We start from the raw sequence: 22,161 nt of genomic DNA on the forward strand, positions 1-22,161 counted from the left end.
GATCGTCTAGTCGTGGTCGGTGGAGAGAGCGACGTGCCGCCAGGCGTCCATCTCCTTGCGGAAGGTGTCCAGTTTGGCGTCGAAGGCTTGCAGGGTGTCGGCTCCGAGCGGGAGGCGCAGGGGCGGCTCGGGGACGGCGGCCATCTCGACGATGGCGCGCGCGGCCTTGACCGGGTCGCCGGGCTGGGCGTGGTTCAGGCTCGCGGCGGCCTCCCGCATCGCGCCGACGGTGGCCGCGTAGTCGTCGATCGTGTCGGGGCCGGTGTGCAGGCTGGCCGGGTCGAGGAAGTCGGTGCGGAAGAAGCCCGGTTCCACGAGCGTCACATGGATGCCCAAGGGGGCCAGTTCGGTGTGGAGGGTCTCGGTAAAGCCTTCGACGGCGAACTTCGTGGAGGCGTAGATGCCCCAGCCCGGCGCGGTGCCGAAGCCCACGATGGAGCTGATGTTGATCACGTGGCCGGAGCGCCGGCGGCGCAGTACCGGCAGCACGGCGCGCTGTACGGCGAGCGGGCCGAACACGTTGGTCTCGAACACCGCGCGTACGGCGGCGTCGTCGGACTCTTCGACGGCGGCGAGCAGTCCGGTGCCGGCGTTGTTGACCAGGACGTCGATCCGTCCGAACCGCTCGACCGCTGCGTCGACGGCCGCCTGGATGCTCTGCGGGTCGGTCACGTCCAGCGGCACGGTGAGCAGCGTGTCGCCGGCGTCGGGGAACTGCTCGCGGACGGTTTCGGCCCTCCTGGCGGTCGCGGCCACCTGGTGGCCGGCGGCGAGGGCGGCACGGGTGATTTCCAGGCCGAAGCCCCGGGACGATCCAGTGACGAACCAGACGCTCATGGTGTTCTCCACAGTGTTCAGGCGGTGGGCAGGTCGCATTCTCAGGCGGCGTGCAGGTCGAAGGCCGCGCGGTTTTGGGCGATGAAGCCCTCGACGTCGAGAGGGGCGCTGCCGCCGATCGTCCTCACGAGGTCGTTGGTGCCGGCGAAGACGCCGTTGCGGTAGTCGACGGCCACGGCGAGCAGGTGCTGGATCAGGTGGTCGGGCGCGCCGCGCCCGCGCAGGATGGCGGCGAACTCGTCGAGTTCGATGGGCACGTAGGTGACCTCCCGGTCCAGCGCCCGCGACATCTTCTCGGCGATCTCGTAGTGGTTGAGCTCCTCGGCTCCGTACAGCGGGTAGATCTGGCCGGCGTGCGGGGCGGGGTCTTCGAGGATGGCCGCGATCACCTTGGCCTGGTCGCTTTCGGCGATGGGGGCGTGGCGTCCGTCGGCGAACGGCAGGCGTAGTTCGCCGGTTCCGTCGGCCCAGGTGTCGATCAGCCACTGGGCGAAGAAGGTCGGGCGGATGTGGGTGACCGGGACCGGGGCGTGGTCCAGGACGCGTTCGGCGACCCAGTGCTGGCGTGCCGCGTTGCTGGCGGTGTTGCGGCGGGCGGAGACCTGGGACATGTTCACGATGGCCTGGACCCCGTTCTCCTCCGCCGCTTGGGCCACGTTCGCGGTGGCGTCCATCAGGCCGGGGCGGATCGGATAGGTGAAGTACAGGGCGTCGATCCCCTTGGTCGCGTGGTCCAGGGAGTCGAGGTCGAGGACGTCGCCTTCCACGACGTCGGCTCCGAGGGCGGCGAGCCGCTCGGCGCGCCCGTCGAGGCCGCGGACGAGTGCGCGGACGTGGTGCCCGCGCTGGAGCAGGAGTTCGGTGGTGTGGCCGCCGGTCTTGCCGGTGGCCCCGATCACGAGGAGGTTGCGTTCCATGATGATGATCTCCGTTTCTTGAGAGGGGAGCTGGCGGGAACTCCAGCGTCAGACCTTCGAGCGGGTGTCGCAGAAGATGAGTGACGTGGTGCGATGCCCGTCTTGCAGGAGGCTGTGATCGCGGGCCCGCCCGAGTGGCCGCGGCCCTGTGGTCAGGGTGTGCGGCGGGGCCGGAGGGCGATCAGCGCGGCGGCCGCAGCGAGTCCGGCGCCGGCCTGGACCCACCAGGCGTGGTCGAACCCGGTGGTCGTGGTCCGGGGGGTGAGGGCGACGAGCAGGGCCACCCCCACGGCGCTGCCGATCTGGCGGCTCATGTTGAGTACGGCGCTGCCGGTGGTGGCGCGTTCGGGTGCGAGGGCACCGGCGGCGGCGAACAGCGGCGCCTGGGCCAGACCGCCGGCCAGGCCCACCAGGATCAGGCCCGGGAACATGCCGCCCCAGTAGTCGGGGGCGGTGTGCACGGCCGCGAGCCAGTAGCCGGCGGCGAGTGCCATGGCCAGCGTGCCGGTCACGGCGGGGACGGTGCGTCCGAAGCGGCTCTGGATGGGGCCGGCGTTCATGGCGAAGGCGATCGAGGCCAGGGGCGCCGGGACGATGGAGACGCCTGCGCGCAGCGGGCTGAAGTGCCAGACCTCCTGCAGGAACAGGGCGGTGCTGAGCAGGACGATCGCGAAGCCGGCGGAGAACAGGAACAGGGCCACGCCGGCGGCGGTGAACGCCCTGCCGGCGAACAGCTGCTTCTCGATGACCGGCGCCTTGGCGTGCAGGGTCCGCTCGACGGTCGCGGCCCCGGCCAGGGCGGCTGCGGCGAACAGGGCCACGGTGCGCATGTCCGTCCAGCCCCAGCCCGGTGCCTGGACGGTGGCGAGCACCACAAGGCTCACGGCCAGCAGAAGTGCGAGGGCGGAAGCCGCGTCCGGCATATCGGCACCCTTGGGCCGACGCACCTCGGGCAGCAGCAGCGCACCGGCGATGAGGGTGGTGATGCCGACAGGAACGTTGATCAGGAAGATCCATCGCCAGTCGAGGGTGACGAGCAGACCGCCGACGGGCGGGCCTGCCGAGGCCGCGATCGCGCCCACGCCCGCCCACAGGCCGACCACCAGGGTGTGCCGGCGTTTGGGAAAGCTCGGGTAGAGCAGACCCAGCGAGGTCGGCACGATCATCGCCGCGCCGACAGCCTGGAGAGCCCGGGCACCGACCAGCACGCCGAGGCTGGGTGCGGCAGCCGCTACGGCGGAGGTGAGGGTGAAGAGCGCCACTCCGGACAGCAGCATCTTCTTACGTCCCCAGTGGTCCGCGATCCGGCCCGCGGGCACGAGCACGGCGGCGAAGACGATCGCGTAGGCCGACAGCACCCACGACACGCTTGCGACGTCCGTGCCCGGGAACGACCGCCCGATCCCGGCGAGGGCGACGTTGACGACGAAGAAGTCGAGCTGCGCCATGAAGGCGACGCCACCCAGCACCGCCATGATGCTCCAGCGGCGCGGGTGACCGGCGTCGGTGACGGCCGGGGCCGGGCCGGTGTGCGGTGTCGACGCGACCGCGTGCGGTGCAGCCTGTGTGGGCATCCTGTCCGCCTCCGAAATAAATGGGCTTGGCAGCCCTTTTTTGGCTTGCCTCCAGGAGACATCCCGCAGAATGGGTTGTCAAGCCCCTTTTTCGCGTTACAGTGGTGGCCATGACCACCACCGGCCAAGCGCCGACTCGGAAGCTGACCGCCAAGGGCCTGGCCACGCGGGAACGCATCGTCAGGGCGGCCGCCGAGCTGATCTACGAACACGGTGCGCAGAACACCAGCAACGAGCAGGTTCGCGAGGCCGCCGGAGTCAGCGGCTCACAGCTGACGCGCCACTTCCCCACCAAGGAGTCCCTGGTGCGCGCGGTGCTCGCCTGGCAGGCCGACAGCATCGTCGCCCGCCACCAGGCACCGGAGCTGGGCGAGTTGGACAGCTTCGCCGCCCTGCGTCGGTGGGCCGACTCCTACATCGCGTCGCAGGACATGCTGCGCGGCGGATGCACGTTCGGCTCTCTGGCCGCCGAGGTCGTCAAGACCGAGCCCACCCATCGGGACGCCGTGGCCGACGGTTTCGAGCGGTGGCAGGCACTGTTCAGGCGCGGGCTGGGCAGGATGCGCGAGCGCGGAGAACTGCGGCCGGAGGCCGATCCGGCCGCGCTCGCCCACCTGCTCGCCGCCGCGTTCCAGGGCGGAGCGCTGCTGGACCAGGCGGCCGGCGAGTCCACCCCCCTGCGGGACGCGCTGTACGGGGCCCTGGACTACATCGAGTCGTTCGCCGCGGCGCGCTGACCGCACCGCGGAGCGCGGACCTTCGAGCGGGCAGCGTTCAGGAAGCGCCCGAGACGGCTGGGCGGGACGCCTGCCGGGACCGGGCCCGTGCGGTGCGGGGGAGCCCGGCGAAAGCCTGATCGGCGACGCGCTCCAGTGCGGCCGCATCGAGCCCGCCCCTGGCCAGCACCTCCATGCCCCGGTTGATCGCCATGAGCAGCCGGCTGATTTCGCGGGCGTCCGCCTCGAGGTCGAGGTCACCATGGCGCTGCGCCGCCTGAACGCACTCGGTCAGCGAACCCTCGATTCTCCCGAGGGCCTGTCTGACGCGAGCGCCGGCCTGCGGATCGGGGTCGGTTCCCTCGACGACGAAGCCGGTCACCATGCAGCCGAGCCCGTCGGGGTCGTCGTGTACGAATCGCGCTGACTTGACGAGATACGCGTGCAGCCGTTCCAGTGCGGTGTCATCGGGGCCGTCGAGTACGGCCGACCAGGCGGCCTCGGTGCGGTCGCAGTACGCCTCCAGCGTCCGCAGGTAGAGCCGGCTCTTGTCGCCGAACGCGGCGTAGAGGCTGCCGCGGCCCAGCCCGCCGGCCTTGGCGATGTCGTCCACGCTGGTACCGGCGTATCCGGTACGGCGGAACTGTCGCTCGACGGCCTGTACGACCTTGTCCTTGTCGAATCCTGGTGGGCGCCCCATGGGGGCCAGCCTACAGGCAGTGCAGGAATTCTTGACATTCCGTTCCACAAGTTCATACGGTTCCTGACGGAGCGGTCCAGAATTCTGGGGTCGTTGTCCGCGGCATCCCGCGAATCCCGCAGAACGGATGAGACGTATGTCCTCGCATGGCGGTATCAACGACCTCGCTACGGGTGACGGCAACCCGGTTGGGGCACAGGGCAACCGGACGGCGACCGACGTGATCACCTCTGACCTGGTGTTTCGCCTCACGCGAGGGATGGAGGGCAGCGGCCGTACCGTGAGTTGCACCCCCATGACGGGCGAGGTTGTCGCGGAACTGCCCGAGTCGACACCCCACGATGTGGAGGTGGCGTTCAGCAGGGCCCGGGAGGCCCAGCGAGAGTGGGCCTTGCTCTCGGTGCGCAGGCGCGCGGCAGTACTGCTCCGATTTCACGACATCCTCCTGGACAAGCAGGCCGAGGCGATGGACCTGGTTCAGGTGGAGACCGGAAAGGCCCGCCTGCACGCACACGAGGAAGTACAAGGAGCCGCGGTGGTGGCCCGGCACTACGGGCGCAGGGCCCCCGCCTACCTCCGGCCGCGGCGACACCTCGGCGCGTTTCCGGTGCTCACGAAAGTCACCGAGTGGCACCACCCGCGAGGCGTGGTCGGGCAGATCGTCCCCTGGAACTACCCCCTCGAACTCTCCCTGGCGGACGCGCTGCCTGCGCTCGTCGCCGGCAATGCCGTGGTGACGAAACCGGACACGCAGAGCGCCCTGACGCCACTGTGGGCGCGCATGCAGCTCATTCAAGCCGGGCTGCCGGCCGACGTCTGGCAGATAGTCGTCGGCGACGGCCGGGTCGTCGGGCCCGCCGTCGTGGATCGGGCCGACTACGTCGCGTTCACCGGCTCTGCCCGCACCGGTCGCGAAGTCGCGGCCCGCGCGGCGACCCGTCTGGTCGGCGCCTCACTCGAACTGGGCGGCAAGAACGCCCTGCTCGTGCTGGCCGACGCGGACCTGGACAAGGCGGCCGACGGCGCGGTGCGCACGAGCTTCACCTCGGCCGGCCAGTTGTGCCTGGCGGCCGAGCGGATCTTCGTGCACTCCTCGGTCGCACCCGCGTTCTTGAAGCGGTTCGTCCAACGCACCAAAGCACTCACCCTCGGCACATCGCTGAGCTACGGGGTCGGAATGGGTTCACTGGCGGGCCGACGCCAACTTGAGACGGTGTCCCGGCATGTCGATCAAGCCGTCGCCGAGGGGGCCACCGTCCTCACCGGGGGTAAGCCGCGCCCTGACATCGGCCCCTTCTTCTATGAACCCACCGTTCTGGACGGCGTGGAGCCCACGATGGCCGTCCATGCGGAGGAGACGTTCGGGCCGGTCGTATCGGTGTACCGGTTCACCGACGAGGACGAGGTGATCGAGCGAGTGAACGCCACGCCGTACGGCCTCAACTCCAGTGTGTGGACGAAGGACACACGGCGCGGTGAACGCATCGCGGCCCGTCTGCAGAGCGGCACCGTGAACATCAACGAGGGCTACACATCCGCCCATGGCAGCGTCCGGTCCCCGATGGGCGGCATGAAGGACTCCGGACTCGGCCGTCGGCACGGCCTCGAAGGCATTCTCGGCTACACGGAGTCGCAGACCGTCGCCACGCAGCGGATACTTCCGCTGGCCCCGTCGATGGGCATGAACGATCAGCGGTACGCGGCTTTCATCGGCATGAGCCTGCGCGTCATGAAGGCACTGAGGCTCCGCTGATGACCGAACCGGGGCATCGGCCCGGGCGGGCGGCGTGCCGGCAGATGTCGGCGCCACAGCGGCAGTGCGGCCCGAGCGCAGCGGCGGCGGAAGTGAAGCGACTCGGGTACGGCGGACTATTGCGCAACCTCGGCGGGAACGTCGCGGACGATCTCCGTCAGTTCGCCGGAGTCGATGTCGTAGAAAAGACCGTAGATCTCAAGGTGCTTCGGGGTTCCCGGGCTGTTGCGGATCAGGCTCACGTCGTAGCTGAGCGACTTCTCGAAGTCGGTGATGGCGATGCCGTCCCAGTCGTACAACGACGAGATGTCGGAGTGCTGTTCGTCTTTCCACGCAGCGGTGATTCCCTCCGCCGTGAAGGAGGTGGCCCCGCAGAAGGAGTGGTGTACGACGACAACTCGCTCGATTCCGAAGAGGTGTTGGGAGACCGTGATCGAGCGCAGCGCGTCCGCGGCGCGACCGCCCCCGACGATCAGGGGGAACACCGTCGCTGTGGAGCCGATCTTCCTGCCGGTCTCGTCGAGGAGGAGTTCGCCGGGGTAGACCTCGTCGCCGAAGTGGTCGGCCACCGCTTGCACGGCCCCGGCTGCCCGGGGGTCGAAGCAGTGCATGACGATCGTCCTGACGGGAATCGAACCGGTGACGATCTCCCGAGCCAGCGCTTCATCGAAACCCGGCTGTGCTCGGAACGTGAACTCCGCAAAATCAGACACTGCTTGACTCCGCTTCTCATGGCTGACTACCCGGCTCTCTCGGGAAGCCAGGAACGTTTCGGACAAGGAATGGGGACGCGGTACCGGCGGTGAGGGCTCTTCGCTACTCGCCCCACGGTCCGCCGACCACGCCCCGCTCCATGGTGGTGACGCCGTCGGCTGCCCGCTCCTGCGCGAGGTGGAAGGCGAGCGCGTAGGGAGGCGCTGCCGTCTCGGAGCGGGCGCCGTGGGCAAGGACTTCCTCGGCCAGATGGTGGGCCATCCGAAGCCGCGGATACGCGGCATGGATCCGACTCTGCTCCGCGGCCACGAGATCGGCGTTCTTGCCGAAGTCGATCCAGATGCCTTCGTAGGTCAGGTAGGTCAGCAGCCCCATGCGTTCGGGGATCTGCGGAGTGGTGTGCAGAGCGATGGCCTCCCAGACCTTGTCGACATCCCCCGCCGGGGCGCCGAGACCGGTCAGCAGGGCGGCGGCGACATCGGCGCTCTCGATCTCGAACCTGAGCAGGCCCGGTGCGTCCGGACCGGTGCCCAGGTCGTGCAACACGTTGGCGGCGAAGAGGAGTTCCTCGTTGTAGTCCGCGTCGTTCAGGACCCCCTTGTGGGCGGCGAACAGGCGGGACCAGTAGAAACCCCGGATGCAGTGGTTCAGCACGGACGGATGCACCGCGGCGCGGGCAGCGGCGAGGCTCGCCTCGACCAGCGGTCCGGAGGGGAGATCGAGCACGCCGTCGTGCAGCCTGTCCGAGGGAGTGGGGGGAATGTTGGTCATGGTGTGACGCTACGAGAGCGGATCTCGTGCGAGAAGTGGCACGGATGCCATCCATCGCTACTGTCGTGCCACTATGACGAACAGACATCATGTCGCCGTGCTCGTGCTGCCCGGGGTGCTCGCGCTGGAATTCGGTGCCGCGACGCAGATCTTCTCGACGGACCCGCACTACGAGCTGACCGTGTGCGCCGACAGCGGACCCGGCCCCGTGCCTGTGTCCGGCTTCGAGATCACCGTCGCAGCCGGCATCGAAGCACTGGCAGACGCCGACACCGTGATCATCCCGGGTTACGACGACATCGACACGATCCATTCACCGGGACTCCTGACGGCGCTGCGGGCGGCTCACGCCCGGGGCGCCCGGCTCGTCTCCATCTGCACCGGGGTCTTCGCCCTCGCCGCGGCCGGACTGCTCGACGGGCGCCCCGCCACCACGCACTGGCGGCATGCCGAGCAACTGCGACGGCGCTACCCGCACGTCGACGTCCTGCCGAACCAGCTCTACGTCGACGACGGCGACATCCTCACGTCCGCCGGCGTGACGGCAGGGATCGATCTGTGCCTGCACCTGATCCGCACGGACCTGGGCGCCGCAGCGGCGAACACCCGCGCCCGGGATCTCGTCGCGCCGCCACGGCGTCAGGGAGGCCAGGCGCAGTTCATCGAACGGTTCCGTCCCGAAGCCGGCGGAGACGAGCTCGCTCCCCTGCTGGAGTGGATGCTCGACAACCTCGCGGCCCCGCTCACCGTCGACGACCTCGCAGAGCACGCCCATATGTCACGGCGGACCTTCATCCGCCGCTTCCGTGAGGAGACCGGCACCACGCCGATGGCCTGGCTGACCGACGCGCGTATCGACCGGGCACGCGAACTGCTGGAGGCGAGCGCCGTGCCCGTGGAGCAGGTCGGCCGGCTCACCGGCTTCGGCGCTCCCGCTTCCCTGCGGGCCGCCTTCCACCGGCATCTCGGCACCTCCCCCCAGGAGTACCGGGCTCTGTTCCGCCACAAGACGGAGTCGGCGCAGACCTGACGGGGCGCCCGCCATCGCCCGGCGGGCGCCCCACAGGGCCGGGTTGAAGGCCGCCCGAGCATTCTTGACATGTCGTTCCAGAAATTCGTAGGGTTCTTGACAAGGCAGTCCAGAACTCGGCTGTCCGTCGCTCTCGACACCCCTCGAAGCCCACGGAACGGAAAGAGACGCATGTCTTCGCAAGATCAGATGGCCCCTCCGCTCGCACAGAGGGGAGGCGAAGGACCCTCGAACACCCGCCCGGCTCTCATCCTCACCGTGCTGGCCATGGCGAGTTTCCTCGGCCAACTCGACGTATGGATCACCAACGTCGGCCTGCCGAACATCGGGCAGGGCCTGGGCTCGACCTCTCTGTCGGACCTGAGCTGGGTGCTCAACGGCTACGCGATCGTCTTCGCGGCCCTTCTCGTCCCTGCCGGGCGGCTCGCCGACCGTTTCGGACGCAAGAACGGCTTCCTGCTCGGCATGGCCGTCTTCGTGGCGGCGAGCCTCGGCGCGGCGCTGTCCGGCGACGTATGGGTGCTGGTCGTCTTCCGCGCCCTCCAGGCGGTGGGCGCCGCCCTGCTGACCCCCGCCAGCCTCGGCCTGGTCCTGACGAGCGCCCCCGCCGACAAGGTGGAGCGTTACGTCAAGATCTGGTTCACCGCAGGCTCGCTGTCCGGGGTATGCGGACCGATCTTCGGCGGGCTGCTGGTCCAGATCTCCTGGCGGTGGCTGTTCCTGGTGAACATTCCCGTCGGGCTGCTCGCCATCGTGATGGCCGCCCGGCTCGTGGCCAACGCCAAGCACGAACAGGACGCCCGCATCCCCGACCTGCTCGGCGGCGTCCTGCTGATCGTCATGGTCGGCGCCCTGGCTCTCGGCGTGGTGAAGGCGCCCGACTGGGGCTGGTCGGACACCCGCGTCATCATGTCCCTGGTGGTGGCGGTGGTCGGGCTGGCCGCGTTCCTGCTCCGCTCGTCACGCCACCAGGTGCCCGTGGTCGATCTTTCCCTCTTCCGCGACCGGATCTTCGCCTCGGGAAACCTCGCCGGCATGCTGCAAGTGGCCGCGTTCGGCAGCCTCCTGCTGTCGACGATCCTCTGGCTGCAGACGCACTGGCACTACTCCGCCATCAAGACCGGATGCGCCAGCCTTCCCGGCCCGATCGGCTTCGCGGTGGCCGCCACTGCCAGTGAAACCCTCCAGCGCCGGTTCCGGATCCCGGCCGGTGTCATCGCGGCGGTCGGCAGTGCGATCGCCTCCGCCGGCATCCTTCTCTTCGCCGTTCTGCTGCACAACGACCCGAACTACGCTTCCGGAGTCCTCCCGTGCTGGCTGCTCTTCGGGTTCGGCGCCGGCCTGGCGCTCCCGACCGTCGTCTCTTCCGCGACGGTCGGCCTGCGCCCTGAGCAGGCCGCTACCGGCAGCGCCGTCGTGACCATGTCGACCCAGATCGGTTCGGTCGTCGGCATCAGCATCCTGGTCGCCATGCTCGGCACCGCCTCCGGTGGGGCCTCTCTGGAGACCTACCGTCACGCGTGGCTGGTCACGATGGCCCTCATGGCCGCCGCAGCCGTGGTGTCGCTGGGCGTCTCACAGAAGAGGCCGGTGGCAGTGCGATGACGGCGTCCCTTCCGGCCCAGGCTTCCCGCGCCCCGGACTCCACCGGCGGGCGAGCCCGCCGGCTCGGCCTTCTGGTGGTCTGTCTCGGCGTCATGATGGCCTTCGTCGACGTCACCTCCACCATCTCGGCCCTGGGCGACATACAGAGCGACCTGCGCATCACCGCGAGCACGCTGGTATGGATCACCAGCGCGTACAGCCTCGCTGTCGTGAGTTTCGTGATGTCCGCCGGGACCTTCGGCGACCTCGTGGGGCGTCGGCGCGTGTTCAGCCTGGGTGCCGCCGTCTTCCTGGCCGGCAGCGTGGTCGCTGTCTTCGCCGACAACGCCGGCATGCTCATCACCGCACAGGCGATCGCCGGCCTCGGCGGGGCAGCCGTGCTGCCGACGAGCCTCGCGATCGTCAGTGCCACCTTCACCGACCCGCACGAGCGCACCGCCGCGATCGGCATCTGGGCCGCATGCTCCGGAGTGGGCCTGGCCGTCGGCCCGATCCTCGCCGGAGCCCTGCTCGAACACTTCTCCTGGCATGCCGTCTACATCGCCAACATCGTCATCGCGGGCGCGGCCCTCCTCCTGGCCCCGGTCTTCGTGACCGAATCCAAGCACCCCACGCGCAAGCCCGATCTCGCGGGCCTCGTCCTGGGCACGGTGATGACGGCCTCGGCCACTAACGCGATCATCCAGGGTGGCTCCACGGGATACACCAAGGCGCCGATCATCACCATGTATGTGGTCTTCGCCGTATCCCTGTTCCTGTTCGTACGCGCAGAACTCCGCCACCCCGACCCCATGCTCGACCTGAGGCTCTTCCGGAGCGCTGCCTTCTCGGCCGTCATGGGCGTGGCAGCCGTCAGCGTCTTCGGACTGGTCGGTGTCGCCCTGCTCAGCGTGCTCTACATGGAGCGCGTGGGACAGACCAGCCCCGTCGACGTCGGCGTTCGCCTGCTGCCGCTGTTCGGAACGTTCCTCCTGGTCACCGTGGTGTCCGCCAGGGTGCTGGTGCACCGGGTCGGGCTCACCCCCTTGATCACCGCGGGTCTGGTCCTCATCGGAGCCGGTTCCCTAGCGCTGCTCGCGACCGATGCCTCGGGAAGTTACGGCGCGATGTGGCCCGGACTGCTCATCGCTGGCATCGGCGCGGGCCTGCTGACGGCGCCTTCGACCGCTGCCGCGGTCAACAGTGTCCCGCCACAACAGGAGGGCATGGCGGCGGCAGCGGTGAACATGGCCCGCCAACTGGGAACCGTGCTCGGCCCCAGTGTGCTCGGAACGGTCGTCACCAGCCGCTTCCCCCGGAACCTGCACGACCGTCTCGTCGAGGCAGGCATGCCCTCGCCGCAGGCGGACCGGATCGTGGAGGGTGCGTCACACGGCGGCGGCGCGACGGGCCTTCCCGCATCCCTCGCTCGCGTGGTGGGAACCGCGGTACCGAGTGCGTTCACCGACGCCGTGCACCTGGGCAACGTCATAGGCGGAGTCGTACTGATCGTCATGGCCGTGCCTGCGGCGCTGTTCGTCCGCCACGAGGTTCACAGTCGCTGACCACCGGGTCAAACGCCGGACCGTGCCTCCGAGCGACACCGTGATCAACCGTCGGCCCGGGTGGAGTCCCTCATCGCCCGGCTGCCCCGCCTGTCGATGATCACCGGTCTCTTCGCCCTCGCCTGGTTGATCGTGGTGGTCCTGATGATCGTCCGCTCGGGCTCGACGACAGGCGCACAACGGCTCAGCCACCGCCGGTCACACCCTCGACGAGACGCCCGCCGGGTACGGCCCGTGGGACCAGCTCGGCCACGAGCGCGGCGACTTGCTCCGTCTCGATCAGGAACCCGTCGTGCCCGTACGGGGATTCGATGACCCGGACGTCGTCCGCCGTGGCGATGCCCGCCGCCAGCTCGGCTTGTTGGGCGAGTGGGTAGAGGCGATCGGAGTCGACGCCCGCGACCAGGGTGCGGGCGGTCACGCGGCCGAGGGCGGCACGGACGCCACCGCGGTCGCGGCCGATGTCGTGCGCGTTCATCGCCTCGGACAGCACCACGTAACTGCCCGCGTCGAAGCGCCGGATCAGCTTGGCGGCGTGGTGGTCGAGGTACGACTCGACCTGGTACCGGCCGCCGCCGAACGGGTCCTCGGCACCCTGAGGCGCACGGCCGAAGCGGACCTGGAGTTCCGGCTCGCTGCGGTAGGTGACATGGGCCAGGCGGCGGGCGAGGCCGAGGCCGGCGTGCGGGCCCCGGCCGGTGTCGTGGTAGTCGCCGCCCTGCCAGTGCGGGTCGCTGCGGATGGCGTGCAGCTGGATGTTCGCCCAGGCGATCTGCTCCGCGCTCGCCGCCGCGGTGGTGGCGAGCAGCAGCAGCGCGCCGGTGCGCTCGGGGTGGGTCACCGCCCATTCCGCGGCGCGCATCCCGCCCATCGAGCCGCCGACGACCAGCGCCCACCGCTCGATACCCAGCGCGTCGGCCAGCCCGGCCTCGGCGGCGACCTGGTCGCGCTGGGTCAGAAACGGGAAGGCGCCGCCCCAGCGCCGACGTCCGTCGGGACGCAGCGAGGCCGGTCCCGTACTGCCCTGGCAGCCGCCCAGGACGTTCGGGGCGATGACGAACCACCGGTCGGTGTCCAGCGCCAGGCCCGGCCCGACCAGCCCGTCCCACCAGCCCGGGGTCGGATGACCCGGCCCGGCGGGTCCCACGACATGGCTGTCACCGGTGAGGGCGTGCAGGACGAGCACGGCATTGGAGCGGTCCGGCGCGAGCCGCCCCCAGCTCTCGAACGCCAGCCGCCCGCCGGGCAGTTCACCGCCCGCCTCCAGGGACAACGGCTTCTCGGACACGTACCACTGACGGTGCCCGGACGGGTCCCCCTCCCGCCAGGCCCCGGTGGCCGGCGGAAGAGGAACCTCGGTTTCGGGTACGGCGTTCAGGACGCGCCCTTGGCCGCGCGGAAACCGGCCTCCAGGTCGGCCTTGAGGTCGGCGAGGTTCTCGATGCCGACCGACAGGCGCACCAGGCCCGGCGAGGTCCCGGTCGCCACCAGCTGCTCCTCGTCCAGTTGGCTGTGGGTCGTGGAGGCGGGGTGGATGATCAGGCTGCGTACGTCACCGATGTTGGCGAGGTGGCTGAACAGCTCGACCGCGTCCACGAACCGCTTGCCCGCCTCGACGCCGTCCCGAAGCTCGAACGAGACCACTGCGCCGGCTCCGCGCGGCAGGTACTTCTGCCCCGCCTCGTACCACCGGCTGGACCCCAGGCCCGGATAGTGGACAGCGGCGACCTCGTCCCGCTGCTCCAGCCACTCGGCCAGCGCCAGCGCGTTCGCGGAGTGTCGCTCGATGCGCAGGCTCAACGTCTCCACGCCCTGCAGCAGCAGGAACGCGGAGTGCGGGGAGAGGGCCGGGCCGAGGTCGCGCAGCAACTGCACGCGCAGCTTGATCGCGAAGGCGCCGGGGCCGAGCGCCGGCCAGTACCGCAGCCCGTGGTAGCTCGGGTCGGGCTCGGTGAAGTCGGGGAACCGCTCGGCGTGCGCACCGAAGTCGAAGGTGCCGCCGTCCACGACGACGCCCGCGATGGCGGTCCCGTGCCCGCCGAGGAACTTGGTGGCCGAGTGCACCACGATGTCCGCGCCGTGCTCGATGGGCCGCAGCAGATAGGGAGTCGGCACCGTGTTGTCCACGATCAGCGGCACGCCCGCCGCGTGGGCGGCGTCCGCGACCGCCCGCACGTCGAGCACGTTGCCGCGCGGGTTGCCCAGCGTCTCCGCGAACAGCGCCTTGGTGTGGGGCCGGATCGCCGCCCGCCAGGCGTCGACGTCGTCCGGATCGTCGACGAAGGACACCTCGATGCCCAGCTTCGGGAGCGTGTGCCGGAACAGGTTGTACGTGCCGCCGTACAGCGACGTACTGGAGACGATGTGGTCCCCGGAACTCGCCAGCGTCAGGATGGCCAGCGTCTCCGCCGCCTGTCCGGAGGACAGCGCCACGGCCGCGACCCCGCCTTCCAACGCGGCGATGCGCTGTTCGAAGACGTCCTGGGTGGGGTTGTGGATGCGGGTGTAGATGTTGCCGGGCTCGGCCAGGGCGAACAGGTCGGCGGCGTGCTGGGTGTCCCGGAACACGAACGACGTCGTCTGGTAGATCGGCGTCGCCCGGGCTCCCGTCGTCGGATCCGGCGCGGCCCCGGCGTGAATCTGCTTGGTCTCGAAGGACCAGGCCGAGGTGTCGGGCCCGGCGGGCGTCTCGTCGAGGGTGTGACCGGCGGTGACGGAGTCGATGGGCTGGCTCATGGCGTCTGCTCCTTGTGCGGGCGAGCGTGAAGGTACGACGGCGCGCGCGTGCGGGCACGCGTCCGTGGAACAGCGGAAACGCTGGAGAGGGGGAAAGGCCGGAGCGGAGCGTCAGCTCTCGGCGCGACAACCCGTCGCGGTGACACGCACGTAGTCGACGTGGCGGCGGGTCACAAGCACGGTCATGCAGACAGGGAACCACACAGGAGCAACCCGCGCCAGCACAACCACGTCGTCTCAACGGTCGCGACGCGGTTGCGGGGGAGGCGACGGTGGATCACGCATCCCGAGTCCCCGGCCCCACCTGCCGGACTGCCCGGGTGACCGCGGATGCCGCCGGGATGGTCAGGGGCGGGAGCCGGTTCCGTGGACGCCGTGCCGGTCGATCAGCGCGAGTTCCTCGTCCGTCAGCGGTGGGAAGTCCAGCGCCTTGAGGTTGTGGTCCAGTTGCCACGTGGAGCTCGCGCCGATGAGTGCGCTGGTCACCTGGGGCTGTCGCAAGACCCACTGCAACGCGAGTTGCGCCAGCGACTGGCCCCGCCGCCGGGCGATCTCGTCGAGTGCCGTCGCGCGTTCGCGGTAGGTGTCATCGATGACGTCGGGCGACAGGAAGGCGCTGTCACGGGCGCGGGCGCCCGGCGGGATCGCACCGTCGAGGTTTTTGTCGGTCAGCAGGCCCTGGGCGAGTGGACCACCAGGATGAAGCCGTCCGCGGCGGCGAGTTCGAGCTGGCCGTCGAGTTCCGGACCACGATCGAAGATCGAGTAACGAGGCTGATGGACCAGCAGCGGGACCTCGGCCCGGCGGAGCGACTCCGCCGCGTCGTGGGCCCGTTCCTGGATCTCGTCCTCGGTCAGGTCCCGCGCGTTTTCTCCCGGACCACCTCGGCGGCGCGCGGTGGCGGGCCATAGCGGTTGGCGTTGTCGAAGTGGGTGATGCCGAGGTCGAAGGCGTGCAGCACTATCTCGCGCTGGGTCGCGTAGGGGCGGTCCGTCCCGAACTTCTGCCAGAGGCCGAACGAGAAGGCGGGGAGTTCGAGGCCGGAGGCGCCGGCCCCGCGGTAGTTGCCGAGCCTTTCGTAGCGGTCATGGGCCGCTCGATGGGAGGGGGCGCCAAGTGCCCTACGGGGAGGGTCCGTCCAGGTGAGGGGTCGGTGCAGGACGAATCCAATCAGGCCGGAGGAGGCCCACGGCGGTCGGCTCCGTACTGGCCGTCCGGCGGTGAATCGGGCGCATTGACATTCCGATCGATCACTCGGAGACTCGATCGCATGCCCGAGGTCCTGATGCTCACCAGCGAGCGATGCGTCGACCTCGTACGGGTGTCCAGCGCCCAGTGTTGATCCTCTGGTCCCCTTCGCCAGTCCACTGTCGCGTGCTGCCGCGTCCGCTCCGACCCGCAAGGACGTGAGTCCGGCTGCTCCGGGCGCTCGACGCCGATCCGTGCACAGTGCCTGAGACGGCGTCCCCCCCGCCTGCCTTCTGACAGCCGCCACCCCGCACAGTGATCGGAAGCATGATGAGCCCGGAATTCCTCTGGTACATCCCCAACACCGTCGAGCCGGGACATCGCGGTGACGACACGACGACCGGGTGGGGCTCCGTCGAGTACTCCACCGACCTGGCCCGCGCGGCCGAGGAACACGGCTGGGGCGGCGCGCTCCTGGGAACGGGGTGGGGACGTCCGGACACCTTCACCGTCGCCACCGCGCTGGCCGCCCGGACCACCACCTTCAAGCCCCTGATCGCGATCCGACCCGGCTACTGGCAGCCGGCTCACTTCGCCAGTGCGGCGGCGACCCTCGACCAGCTCAGCCGCGGCCGGGTCCTGGTCAACATCGTCAGCGGACTGGACAACCTCGCCGCGTACGGGGACACCCGAAGCGATCCCGCGCAACGTTACGACCGCACCAGGGAGTTCCTCCACCTCGTACGACGCCTGTGGACCGAGGAGGACGTGACGTTCGACGGCGAGCACTTCCAGGTCGCCCGGTCCACGGTGGCTCCGCGCCCGTACGTGACCGGCACGAGAGCGCATCCGACGCTCTACTTCGGCGGTGCGTCCGAGGCCGCCGAGCGGGTGTCGGCGGCGGAGGCGGACGTGCAGCTCTTCTGGGGCGAACCCCTCGACGGACTCGCCGAACGGATCGACCGGCTCAAGGCGTTGAGCGAGCAGGTGGGCCGCAGGCACAAGCCGCTCGAGTTCGGGCTGCGGATCACCGCGCTGGTGCGCGACACCACGGCGGAGGCGTGGCGCGCGGCCGAGGAGAGGGTCGCGCGGATGGCGGCGGACGGGGGGAAGGAGCTGACCTGGGCGGGGGACCGCAGGACCGCGGTCGGACAGCGGCGGCTCTTCGACCTCGCCGCGCGGGGCGAGGTGCTCGACACGTGCCTGTACACCACGCCCGGCAGGTTCGGCGGCGGGGGAGCGGGGACCACCTGGCTGGTCGGCTCCGCCGCCGATGTCGCCACGGCGCTGGACAACTACCGCAAGCTCGGCATCACCCACTTCGTCCTCTCGGACACCCCCTACAAGCAGGAGATCAGCCGCATCGGCGGCCAACTGCTGCCCCGGCTGCGCTGACCTGGAAGAACGACCCGTCGCACGCCGCTCAGTGGCTCCACAACCGGGGAGTCGTCCGGGTGGCATGACACCAGGCACTGCAATGAGCGCCCCGGGGCTGAGCGGTGTGATCGCCCGGTCGAGCCGCCGCCGGACGGTCAGGCGTCGACGACGAGGTTCTCCCGAGGCCGGGAGCAGCACAGCAGGATCTTGTTCTGGGCGATCTCGCGCGGCCGGATGCCTCCGTGGTGCCGCATGTCGACGGATCCGGTCAGCAGGGTGGTCTTGCAGGTGCCGCACATTCCCTGGGCGCAGGAGGCGGGCAGGCTCAGGCCGGCCCGGGTGGCGGCCGCGAGGAGGGAGGTGTCCGCGTCGCAGGTGAGGGTGCGCCGGCTGCGGGTGAACTCGACGGTGAAGACGCGTCCTTCGGTGGTTTCTCCGGTGCCGGGGACGGTGCCGGGGACGGGCACGGTGTCGGCTTCGGCGGCCGGTGGCGCGTCGACGGTGAAGCTTTCCTCGTGGTAGCGGTCCATGGCGAACCCGTCCGTCGCGAGCATGCGGCGCACGGCGGCCATGTAGCCGGCGGGGCCGCACGTGAAGATCTCCCGCTGCCGGAAGTCGGGGGCGATCTGCCGGAGCATGTCGAGGGTCAGCCGGCCGCGATGGCCGCCCCAGGGCTCGGTCGGGCCGTCCTCCTCGCAGACGTGCACCACCCGGACGGTGGGGGCGGTGGCGGCGATGAGGTCCAGCTCCCGGCGGAAGAGGATGTCGGCGGGGGTGCGGGCGCTGTGGACGAACACCACGTCGGCCGGGTGCGCCAGGTCGTACAGGGCCCTCGTCATGGCCATCACCGGTGTCGCGCCACTGCCGCCGGACAGGAACAGGTACTTCGGCGCGGGGTGCCGGGCGAGGGTGAAATCCCCGAGCGGCCCCCTCGCCCGCACCGTGTGTCCGGGCCGCAGCCGGTCGTGCAGCCAGTTGGAGACCAGGCCGCCCGGCACCCTCTTCACGGTGATCGCGACGGAGTGGGGGCGGGTCGGCGGCGAGGAGATGGTGTAGCACCGCTCGACGGTCCGGCCGTCGATGTCGACGGTGAGGGTGAGGAACTGTCCGGGCTCGTGGTGGAAGAGGCGGGGCTGCGGGGACTGGAGGACGAAGGTCCTGACGTCGGGGGTCAGGGCGTGGACCTGCTTGCAGACCAGCAGGCCGCCGGTGTCGCCACTGGTGTCGCCGCCGGTGTCCTCGTCGGTCCAGGAACGGGTGCCGGCCCAGGCCGGGAGCGTGTCGGTCATCGTGCCAGGTGCGCCTTCAGCCGGGTCGCGTACCAGTTGACGAACGCCTCGACCTGGTACTCGGTCGGGCCGTAGGGGCCGGGCCGGTAGGCGGGGCTGCCGATGCCCTGCTGGGCGCGGGCGACGAGGAGCGCGTCCTGGTCGTTGGTGGCCGTCCAGACCCGCGTCAGGCTGTCGAGGTCGTAGTCGACCCCCTCGACCGCGTCGGGGTGCACCAGCCAGGTGGTGCGGACCAGGGTGCGGTCCGGTGCGAGCGGGATCACGGAGAAGGTGATCGCGTGGTCGGAGAGGAAGTGGAACCAGGCGTTGGGCTGCATGTGCATCGAGAGCCGGCCCAGGCGAGGCGTGCGGAAGTCGGCCAGCAGGCGCTTGCAGGCAGCCGTACCGTCCTCGGTGAAGGATTCGCCCGCGCCGTCCAGCGGTTCGCGCTGGATGCGGAAGCCGGTGGTGCGGGTGTCCAGTTCCTCGATCGCCTCGTACGGCAGACCCAGTGACTCGTACGTCCCGCGGGACTCGGCGTCGGCCCGCAGGTAGCGGTCGTACGCCGGCCGCAGCACCGGCGGCACGTCCTGCTCGGCGTAGCCGTACACGGGGAAGAGGGAACACTGCAGCTCGGGGTGGCCGCCGCAGTGGTAGCACTCCCGGTTGTTCTCCATGGTGAGTTTCCAGTTGCCGTTCTCCACCAGGTCGATCTGCGCGGCCACCTTCGCCCGGCGCAGGCCGTGCGGCAGGATGTACGGCTCGATGCGGGCGGCCACCTCGTCGAAGTCGGCGGGCGGTTCCTCGGCGAGACAGATGAAGACCAGGCCGGCGACCGTGCGGGCGTGCACACTCCGCAGACCGAAGCAGGACGGGTCGAAGTCGGCCGGCTGCGACTCCGCGTGCAGCAGGCGGCCGTCCACACCGTAGGTCCAGCGGTGGTAGCCGCACACGATGTTGCCCACCGAGCCGCGCTCGGCGTTGAGTATGCGGGCGCCGCGGTGGCGGCAGACGTTGTGGAAGGCGCGTACCTCCTCGTCGTCGTCCCGGACGACGACGACCGAGTACGGCCCGAGGGCCACGGTCACGTAGTCGCCGGGCTCGGGGAGTTCGGCCTCCGCGGCGACGAACAGCCAGTGCCGGGCGAAGACCGCCTCGATGTCGAGGTCGAAGAACTCCCGGCTCGTGTAGAAGGGGGCTTCCAGACTCCGGCCGACGGGACGGCGGGCCACCAGGCCGGCCAGGTCCGTCGTGGGGGCGAGTGTGCTCAACTCGATGTCTCCAGAGGGTTGGTGCGGGTCAGACCGGCAGGCACAGGCGCAGCGCGTCGTAGACGGCGGCGTGGATGTTGCGGCTGGTGACCGCGTCGCCGATGCGGAACAGCCGGTAGCGTCCGGCGTCGTTGCGGACCACCGTCTGCTCCCGGTGGTCGAGCAGGGCGCGGTGGTCGATCTCGCCGAGATTGCTGGATCCGGGCAGCAGTTCGCGGTACAGCTCGTCCGCGGGCAGGGTGCCGTGTTCCACGATCACGTGGTCGACGGTCAGTTCGGTGCCGGTGCCGGTGTAGTCGCTGTGGAGGGTGGCGGCCAGGCGGCCGTCGGGGGTGCGGCGTACGGTGCGCAGCCGGCGGGCGAGGGTGGTGGTCACGCCGTGTTCCGCGAAGACCTTGAGGTAGGCGGGGGAGTTCATGCTGCCGACGTCGGGCGCGAGGGTGCGTTCCGGTGTCACGAAGTGCACGCGGGCGCCGGACGGGGCGAGGACTTCGACGGCGTCGAGTGCGGGGTAGCCGCCGTGGTCGTCGTAGACCAGTACCTCGCCTCGTGGGCGCAGTGAGCCGGTCAGCACGTCCCAGGTGTCGGCGACCAGGTCCTCGCCCTCGTCGAGGAAGGACCGGTCGGGCATGCCGCCGGTGGCGAGGACGACGAGATCGGGGTGTTCGGCGAGCACGTCGCGGGCCTCGGCGTAGCTGCCGAAGCGGAGGTCGACGCCGTGGTGCTTGCACTCGGCGACCCGCCAGTCGACGATGCCGAGCAGATCGCGGCGGCGCGGGTTGGCCGCGGCGAGCCGGATCTGGCCGCCGGGGAGGTCGCCGGCCTCGAACAGCACGACGTCGTGGCCGCGTTCGCCGAGCACCCGGGCGGCTTCCAGGCCGGCCGGGCCGGCGCCGACGACGACCGCCGTCCGCCGGCGGCCGGTGGTGGCCGGGACGGTGTGGGGCAGTTGGAGCTCCCGGCCGGTCGCCGGGTTGTGGACGCACTTGGTGTCGCCCGAGTCGTAGATCGCGTCCAGGCAGTAACTCGCCCCGACACAGGGGCGGATGCGGTCCTCACGGCCGCCCGCGATCTTGGCGACCAGATGGGGATCGGCGATCTGGGCGCGGGTCATGCCGACCAGGTCGAGCAGCCCCTCGCGCAGGGCGTACCGCGCGGTGGCGGGATCGGCGATCCGGGCCGCGTGCATCACGGGCACCCGCAGCCGGCGCCGGACCTCGCCGGTGAACTCCAGGAAGGGGCCCAGCGGGGTGCCGATCGGCGGGATCGTACGGACCAGGGAGGCGTCGCTCTCGATGGAGCCGCGGATGGTGCTGACGAAGTCGATGCCGTCGTCGGTGAAACGCTCCGCGGCCACCAGGGCGTCGTCGAAGGTCAGTCCCCCCGGGCGATCCTCGTCCAGCATCAGCCGGATACCGACCACGAACTCCGGGCCGACCGCCTCCCGCACCGCGCGGATCACCCGTCGCGGGAAGGACATGCGGTGTTCCAGGCTGCCGCCGAGGTCGTCGTCGCGATGGTTGGTGGTGGGGGAGAGGAAGCTGTCGAGGAGGTGGCCGTAGGCCTCCAGCTCGATGCCGTCGAGGCCGGCCTCCCGGCAGCGTTGTGCCGCGGCGACGTAGTCGGCCGTGACGCGGTCGAGGTCCCAGGCCTCGGCGGCCTTGGGGAACGCCCGGTGCGCGGGCTCGCGCAGCGGGGACGCGGAGAGCACCGGCAGCCAGTCGCCGGAGTAGTTGCTGGTACGGCGGCCCAGGTGGGTGACCTGGCACATGACCGCCGCTCCGGCGTCGTGCACCTCGTCGGCGAGCCGGCGCAGCCACGGCACGATGTCGTCCCGGTACAGCAGCAGGTTGCCGAAGGCGGGCGGGCTGTCCGGCGAGACCACGGCGGAGCCGCCGATCATGGTCAGGCCGACGCCGCCGCGGGCCTTCTCGACGTGGTAGGCGCGGTAGCGGTCCTTGGGCAGGCCGTCCTCGCCGAAGGCCGGCTCGTGGGAGGTGCTGACCACCCTGTTGCGCAGGGTGAGGTGCTTGAGGCGGAAGGGCTGGAGCAGGGGATCGACACTCTGGGAGGGCATGACCACTCCTCGGGAAGCGGGGTGCCGACGGCCGCGGCAGAGCTTCGGTGGCTGCGCGGCAGCGTCGTACGTATCGCATTGCG

The 22,161-nt window shown here is 70.4% G+C and carries 17 protein-coding genes and 1 pseudogene; 6 read left to right on the plus strand and 12 right to left on the minus strand.

The features are described from left to right. Nucleotides 1–6: 6 nt before the first annotated feature. From ABT137_RS18710 to ABT137_RS18720, 3 genes are all read right to left on the minus strand, one after another. The gene (locus ABT137_RS18710) at nt 7–837 is read right to left on the minus strand and encodes an oxidoreductase (RefSeq protein WP_351710029.1); all 831 of its coding nucleotides are present in this window, start codon (nt 835–837) and stop codon (nt 7–9) included. Between the two features lie 41 nt (nt 838–878). Then, nucleotides 879–1,754, minus strand: a complete 876-nt coding sequence (locus tag ABT137_RS18715) for an NmrA family NAD(P)-binding protein (RefSeq protein WP_351710032.1) — start codon at nt 1,752–1,754, stop codon at nt 879–881. A gap of 152 nt (nt 1,755–1,906) precedes the next feature. After that, on the minus strand, nt 1,907–3,328 hold the full coding sequence (locus tag ABT137_RS18720; protein WP_351710035.1) for an MFS transporter: 1,422 nt from the start codon (nt 3,326–3,328) through the stop codon (nt 1,907–1,909). A gap of 110 nt (nt 3,329–3,438) precedes the next feature. Here ABT137_RS18720 and ABT137_RS18725 point away from each other — a divergent pair, with 110 nt between their 5' ends. Continuing rightward, a complete protein-coding gene (locus tag ABT137_RS18725) occupies nt 3,439–4,065 on the plus strand; it encodes a TetR/AcrR family transcriptional regulator (RefSeq protein ID WP_351710038.1) in 627 nt (208 codons plus the stop codon). 37 nt (nt 4,066–4,102) lie between these two features. On the opposite strand, the gene ABT137_RS18730 is transcribed toward ABT137_RS18725, so the two are convergent. Continuing rightward, on the minus strand, nt 4,103–4,744 hold the full coding sequence (locus ABT137_RS18730) for a TetR/AcrR family transcriptional regulator (protein WP_351710041.1): 642 nt from the start codon (nt 4,742–4,744) through the stop codon (nt 4,103–4,105). A gap of 127 nt (nt 4,745–4,871) precedes the next feature. Here ABT137_RS18730 and ABT137_RS18735 point away from each other — a divergent pair, with 127 nt between their 5' ends. Then, entirely contained in the window at nt 4,872–6,497 is a 1,626-nt protein-coding gene (locus ABT137_RS18735; RefSeq protein ID WP_502984536.1) for a succinic semialdehyde dehydrogenase, read from the plus strand. A gap of 116 nt (nt 6,498–6,613) precedes the next feature. On the opposite strand, the gene ABT137_RS18740 is transcribed toward ABT137_RS18735, so the two are convergent. Then, on the minus strand, nt 6,614–7,108 hold the full coding sequence (locus ABT137_RS18740; RefSeq protein WP_351710047.1) for a carbonic anhydrase: 495 nt from the start codon (nt 7,106–7,108) through the stop codon (nt 6,614–6,616). A gap of 205 nt (nt 7,109–7,313) precedes the next feature. After that, on the minus strand, nt 7,314–7,982 hold the full coding sequence (locus tag ABT137_RS18745) for an HD domain-containing protein (protein ID WP_351710050.1): 669 nt from the start codon (nt 7,980–7,982) through the stop codon (nt 7,314–7,316). Between the two features lie 73 nt (nt 7,983–8,055). Here ABT137_RS18745 and ABT137_RS18750 point away from each other — a divergent pair, with 73 nt between their 5' ends. The 3 genes from ABT137_RS18750 to ABT137_RS18760 all read left to right on the plus strand — a co-directional run bounded on the left by ABT137_RS18750 (nt 8,056) and on the right by ABT137_RS18760 (nt 12,161). Then, entirely contained in the window at nt 8,056–9,012 is a 957-nt protein-coding gene (locus ABT137_RS18750; RefSeq protein WP_351710053.1) for a GlxA family transcriptional regulator, read from the plus strand. A 267-nt stretch (nt 9,013–9,279) separates the two neighbouring features. After that, the gene (locus ABT137_RS18755; RefSeq protein WP_351710056.1) at nt 9,280–10,617 is read left to right on the plus strand and encodes an MFS transporter; all 1,338 of its coding nucleotides are present in this window, start codon (nt 9,280–9,282) and stop codon (nt 10,615–10,617) included. Beyond that, nucleotides 10,614–12,161: an MFS transporter gene (locus ABT137_RS18760; protein ID WP_351710059.1), complete on the plus strand. Its 1,548-nt coding sequence runs from the start codon at nt 10,614–10,616 to the stop codon at nt 12,159–12,161. The genes ABT137_RS18755 and ABT137_RS18760 overlap by 4 nt, the downstream gene beginning before the upstream one ends. Before the next feature lie 184 nt (nt 12,162–12,345). On the opposite strand, the gene metX is transcribed toward ABT137_RS18760, so the two are convergent. The 3 genes and pseudogenes from metX to ABT137_RS51035 form a co-directional block, all read right to left on the minus strand. Further along, nucleotides 12,346–13,539, minus strand: a complete 1,194-nt coding sequence (gene metX / locus ABT137_RS18765) for a homoserine O-acetyltransferase MetX (RefSeq protein WP_351710542.1) — start codon at nt 13,537–13,539, stop codon at nt 12,346–12,348. Beyond that, nucleotides 13,536–14,897: a bifunctional o-acetylhomoserine/o-acetylserine sulfhydrylase gene (locus ABT137_RS18770; protein WP_351710062.1), complete on the minus strand. Its 1,362-nt coding sequence runs from the start codon at nt 14,895–14,897 to the stop codon at nt 13,536–13,538. The genes metX and ABT137_RS18770 overlap by 4 nt, the downstream gene beginning before the upstream one ends. 345 nt (nt 14,898–15,242) lie before the next feature. Continuing rightward, nucleotides 15,243–16,056 (minus strand): annotated as a pseudogene (locus ABT137_RS51035) (aldo/keto reductase). Nucleotides 16,057–16,412: 356 nt separating this feature from the next. On the opposite strand from ABT137_RS51035, the gene ABT137_RS18785 reads away from it, so the two are divergent. Further along, nucleotides 16,413–17,480 (plus strand): LLM class flavin-dependent oxidoreductase, encoded by a 1,068-nt coding sequence (locus tag ABT137_RS18785; RefSeq protein WP_351710065.1) that lies wholly within the window; start codon nt 16,413–16,415, stop codon nt 17,478–17,480. A 137-nt stretch (nt 17,481–17,617) separates the two neighbouring features. Here ABT137_RS18785 and ABT137_RS18790 read toward each other — a convergent pair whose 3' ends face one another. From ABT137_RS18790 to ABT137_RS18800, 3 genes are read right to left on the minus strand one after another with little or no spacing between them, the layout of a single operon-like run. Further along, a complete protein-coding gene (locus ABT137_RS18790; RefSeq protein WP_351710068.1) occupies nt 17,618–18,751 on the minus strand; it encodes an FAD-binding oxidoreductase in 1,134 nt (377 codons plus the stop codon). Next, a complete protein-coding gene (locus ABT137_RS18795; RefSeq protein WP_351710071.1) occupies nt 18,748–20,001 on the minus strand; it encodes an aromatic ring-hydroxylating oxygenase subunit alpha in 1,254 nt (417 codons plus the stop codon). Before ABT137_RS18795 ends, ABT137_RS18790 begins: the two co-directional genes overlap by 4 nt. Before the next feature lie 28 nt (nt 20,002–20,029). Further along, complete coding sequence (locus ABT137_RS18800) at nt 20,030–22,078, minus strand: oxidoreductase (RefSeq protein WP_351710074.1); 2,049 nt, start codon at nt 22,076–22,078, stop codon at nt 20,030–20,032. Nucleotides 22,079–22,161 lie beyond the last annotated feature (83 nt).

It is taken from the genome of Streptomyces sp. NPDC001980, assembly GCF_040296885.1.
Taxonomy (GTDB): Bacteria; Actinomycetota; Actinomycetes; order Streptomycetales; family Streptomycetaceae; genus Streptomyces.

Excerpts from the sequence above, each read along its gene's own strand:
- ABT137_RS18720 (WP_351710035.1), bottom strand. The coding sequence starts at position 3,328 with ATGCCCACACAGGCTGCACCGCACGCGGTCGCGTCGACACCGCACACC.
- ABT137_RS18790 (WP_351710068.1), bottom strand. The coding sequence starts at position 18,751 with ATGACCGACACGCTCCCGGCCTGGGCCGGCACCCGTTCCTGGACCGAC.
- ABT137_RS18740 (WP_351710047.1), bottom strand. The coding sequence starts at position 7,108 with ATGCACTGCTTCGACCCCCGGGCAGCCGGGGCCGTGCAAGCGGTGGCC.
- ABT137_RS18735 (WP_502984536.1), top strand. The coding sequence starts at position 4,872 with ATGAGACGTATGTCCTCGCATGGCGGTATCAACGACCTCGCTACGGGT.
- ABT137_RS18750 (WP_351710053.1), top strand. The coding sequence starts at position 8,056 with ATGACGAACAGACATCATGTCGCCGTGCTCGTGCTGCCCGGGGTGCTC.
- ABT137_RS18755 (WP_351710056.1), top strand. The coding sequence starts at position 9,280 with ATGGCGAGTTTCCTCGGCCAACTCGACGTATGGATCACCAACGTCGGC.
- ABT137_RS18725 (WP_351710038.1), top strand. The coding sequence starts at position 3,439 with ATGACCACCACCGGCCAAGCGCCGACTCGGAAGCTGACCGCCAAGGGC.
- ABT137_RS18710 (WP_351710029.1), bottom strand. The coding sequence starts at position 837 with ATGAGCGTCTGGTTCGTCACTGGATCGTCCCGGGGCTTCGGCCTGGAA.
- ABT137_RS18785 (WP_351710065.1), top strand. The coding sequence starts at position 16,413 with ATGATGAGCCCGGAATTCCTCTGGTACATCCCCAACACCGTCGAGCCG.
- ABT137_RS18770 (WP_351710062.1), bottom strand. The coding sequence starts at position 14,897 with ATGAGCCAGCCCATCGACTCCGTCACCGCCGGTCACACCCTCGACGAG.
- ABT137_RS18745 (WP_351710050.1), bottom strand. The coding sequence starts at position 7,982 with ATGACCAACATTCCCCCCACTCCCTCGGACAGGCTGCACGACGGCGTG.
- ABT137_RS18800 (WP_351710074.1), bottom strand. The coding sequence starts at position 22,078 with ATGCCCTCCCAGAGTGTCGATCCCCTGCTCCAGCCCTTCCGCCTCAAG.
- ABT137_RS18760 (WP_351710059.1), top strand. The coding sequence starts at position 10,614 with ATGACGGCGTCCCTTCCGGCCCAGGCTTCCCGCGCCCCGGACTCCACC.
- ABT137_RS18730 (WP_351710041.1), bottom strand. The coding sequence starts at position 4,744 with ATGGGGCGCCCACCAGGATTCGACAAGGACAAGGTCGTACAGGCCGTC.
- ABT137_RS18715 (WP_351710032.1), bottom strand. The coding sequence starts at position 1,754 with ATGGAACGCAACCTCCTCGTGATCGGGGCCACCGGCAAGACCGGCGGC.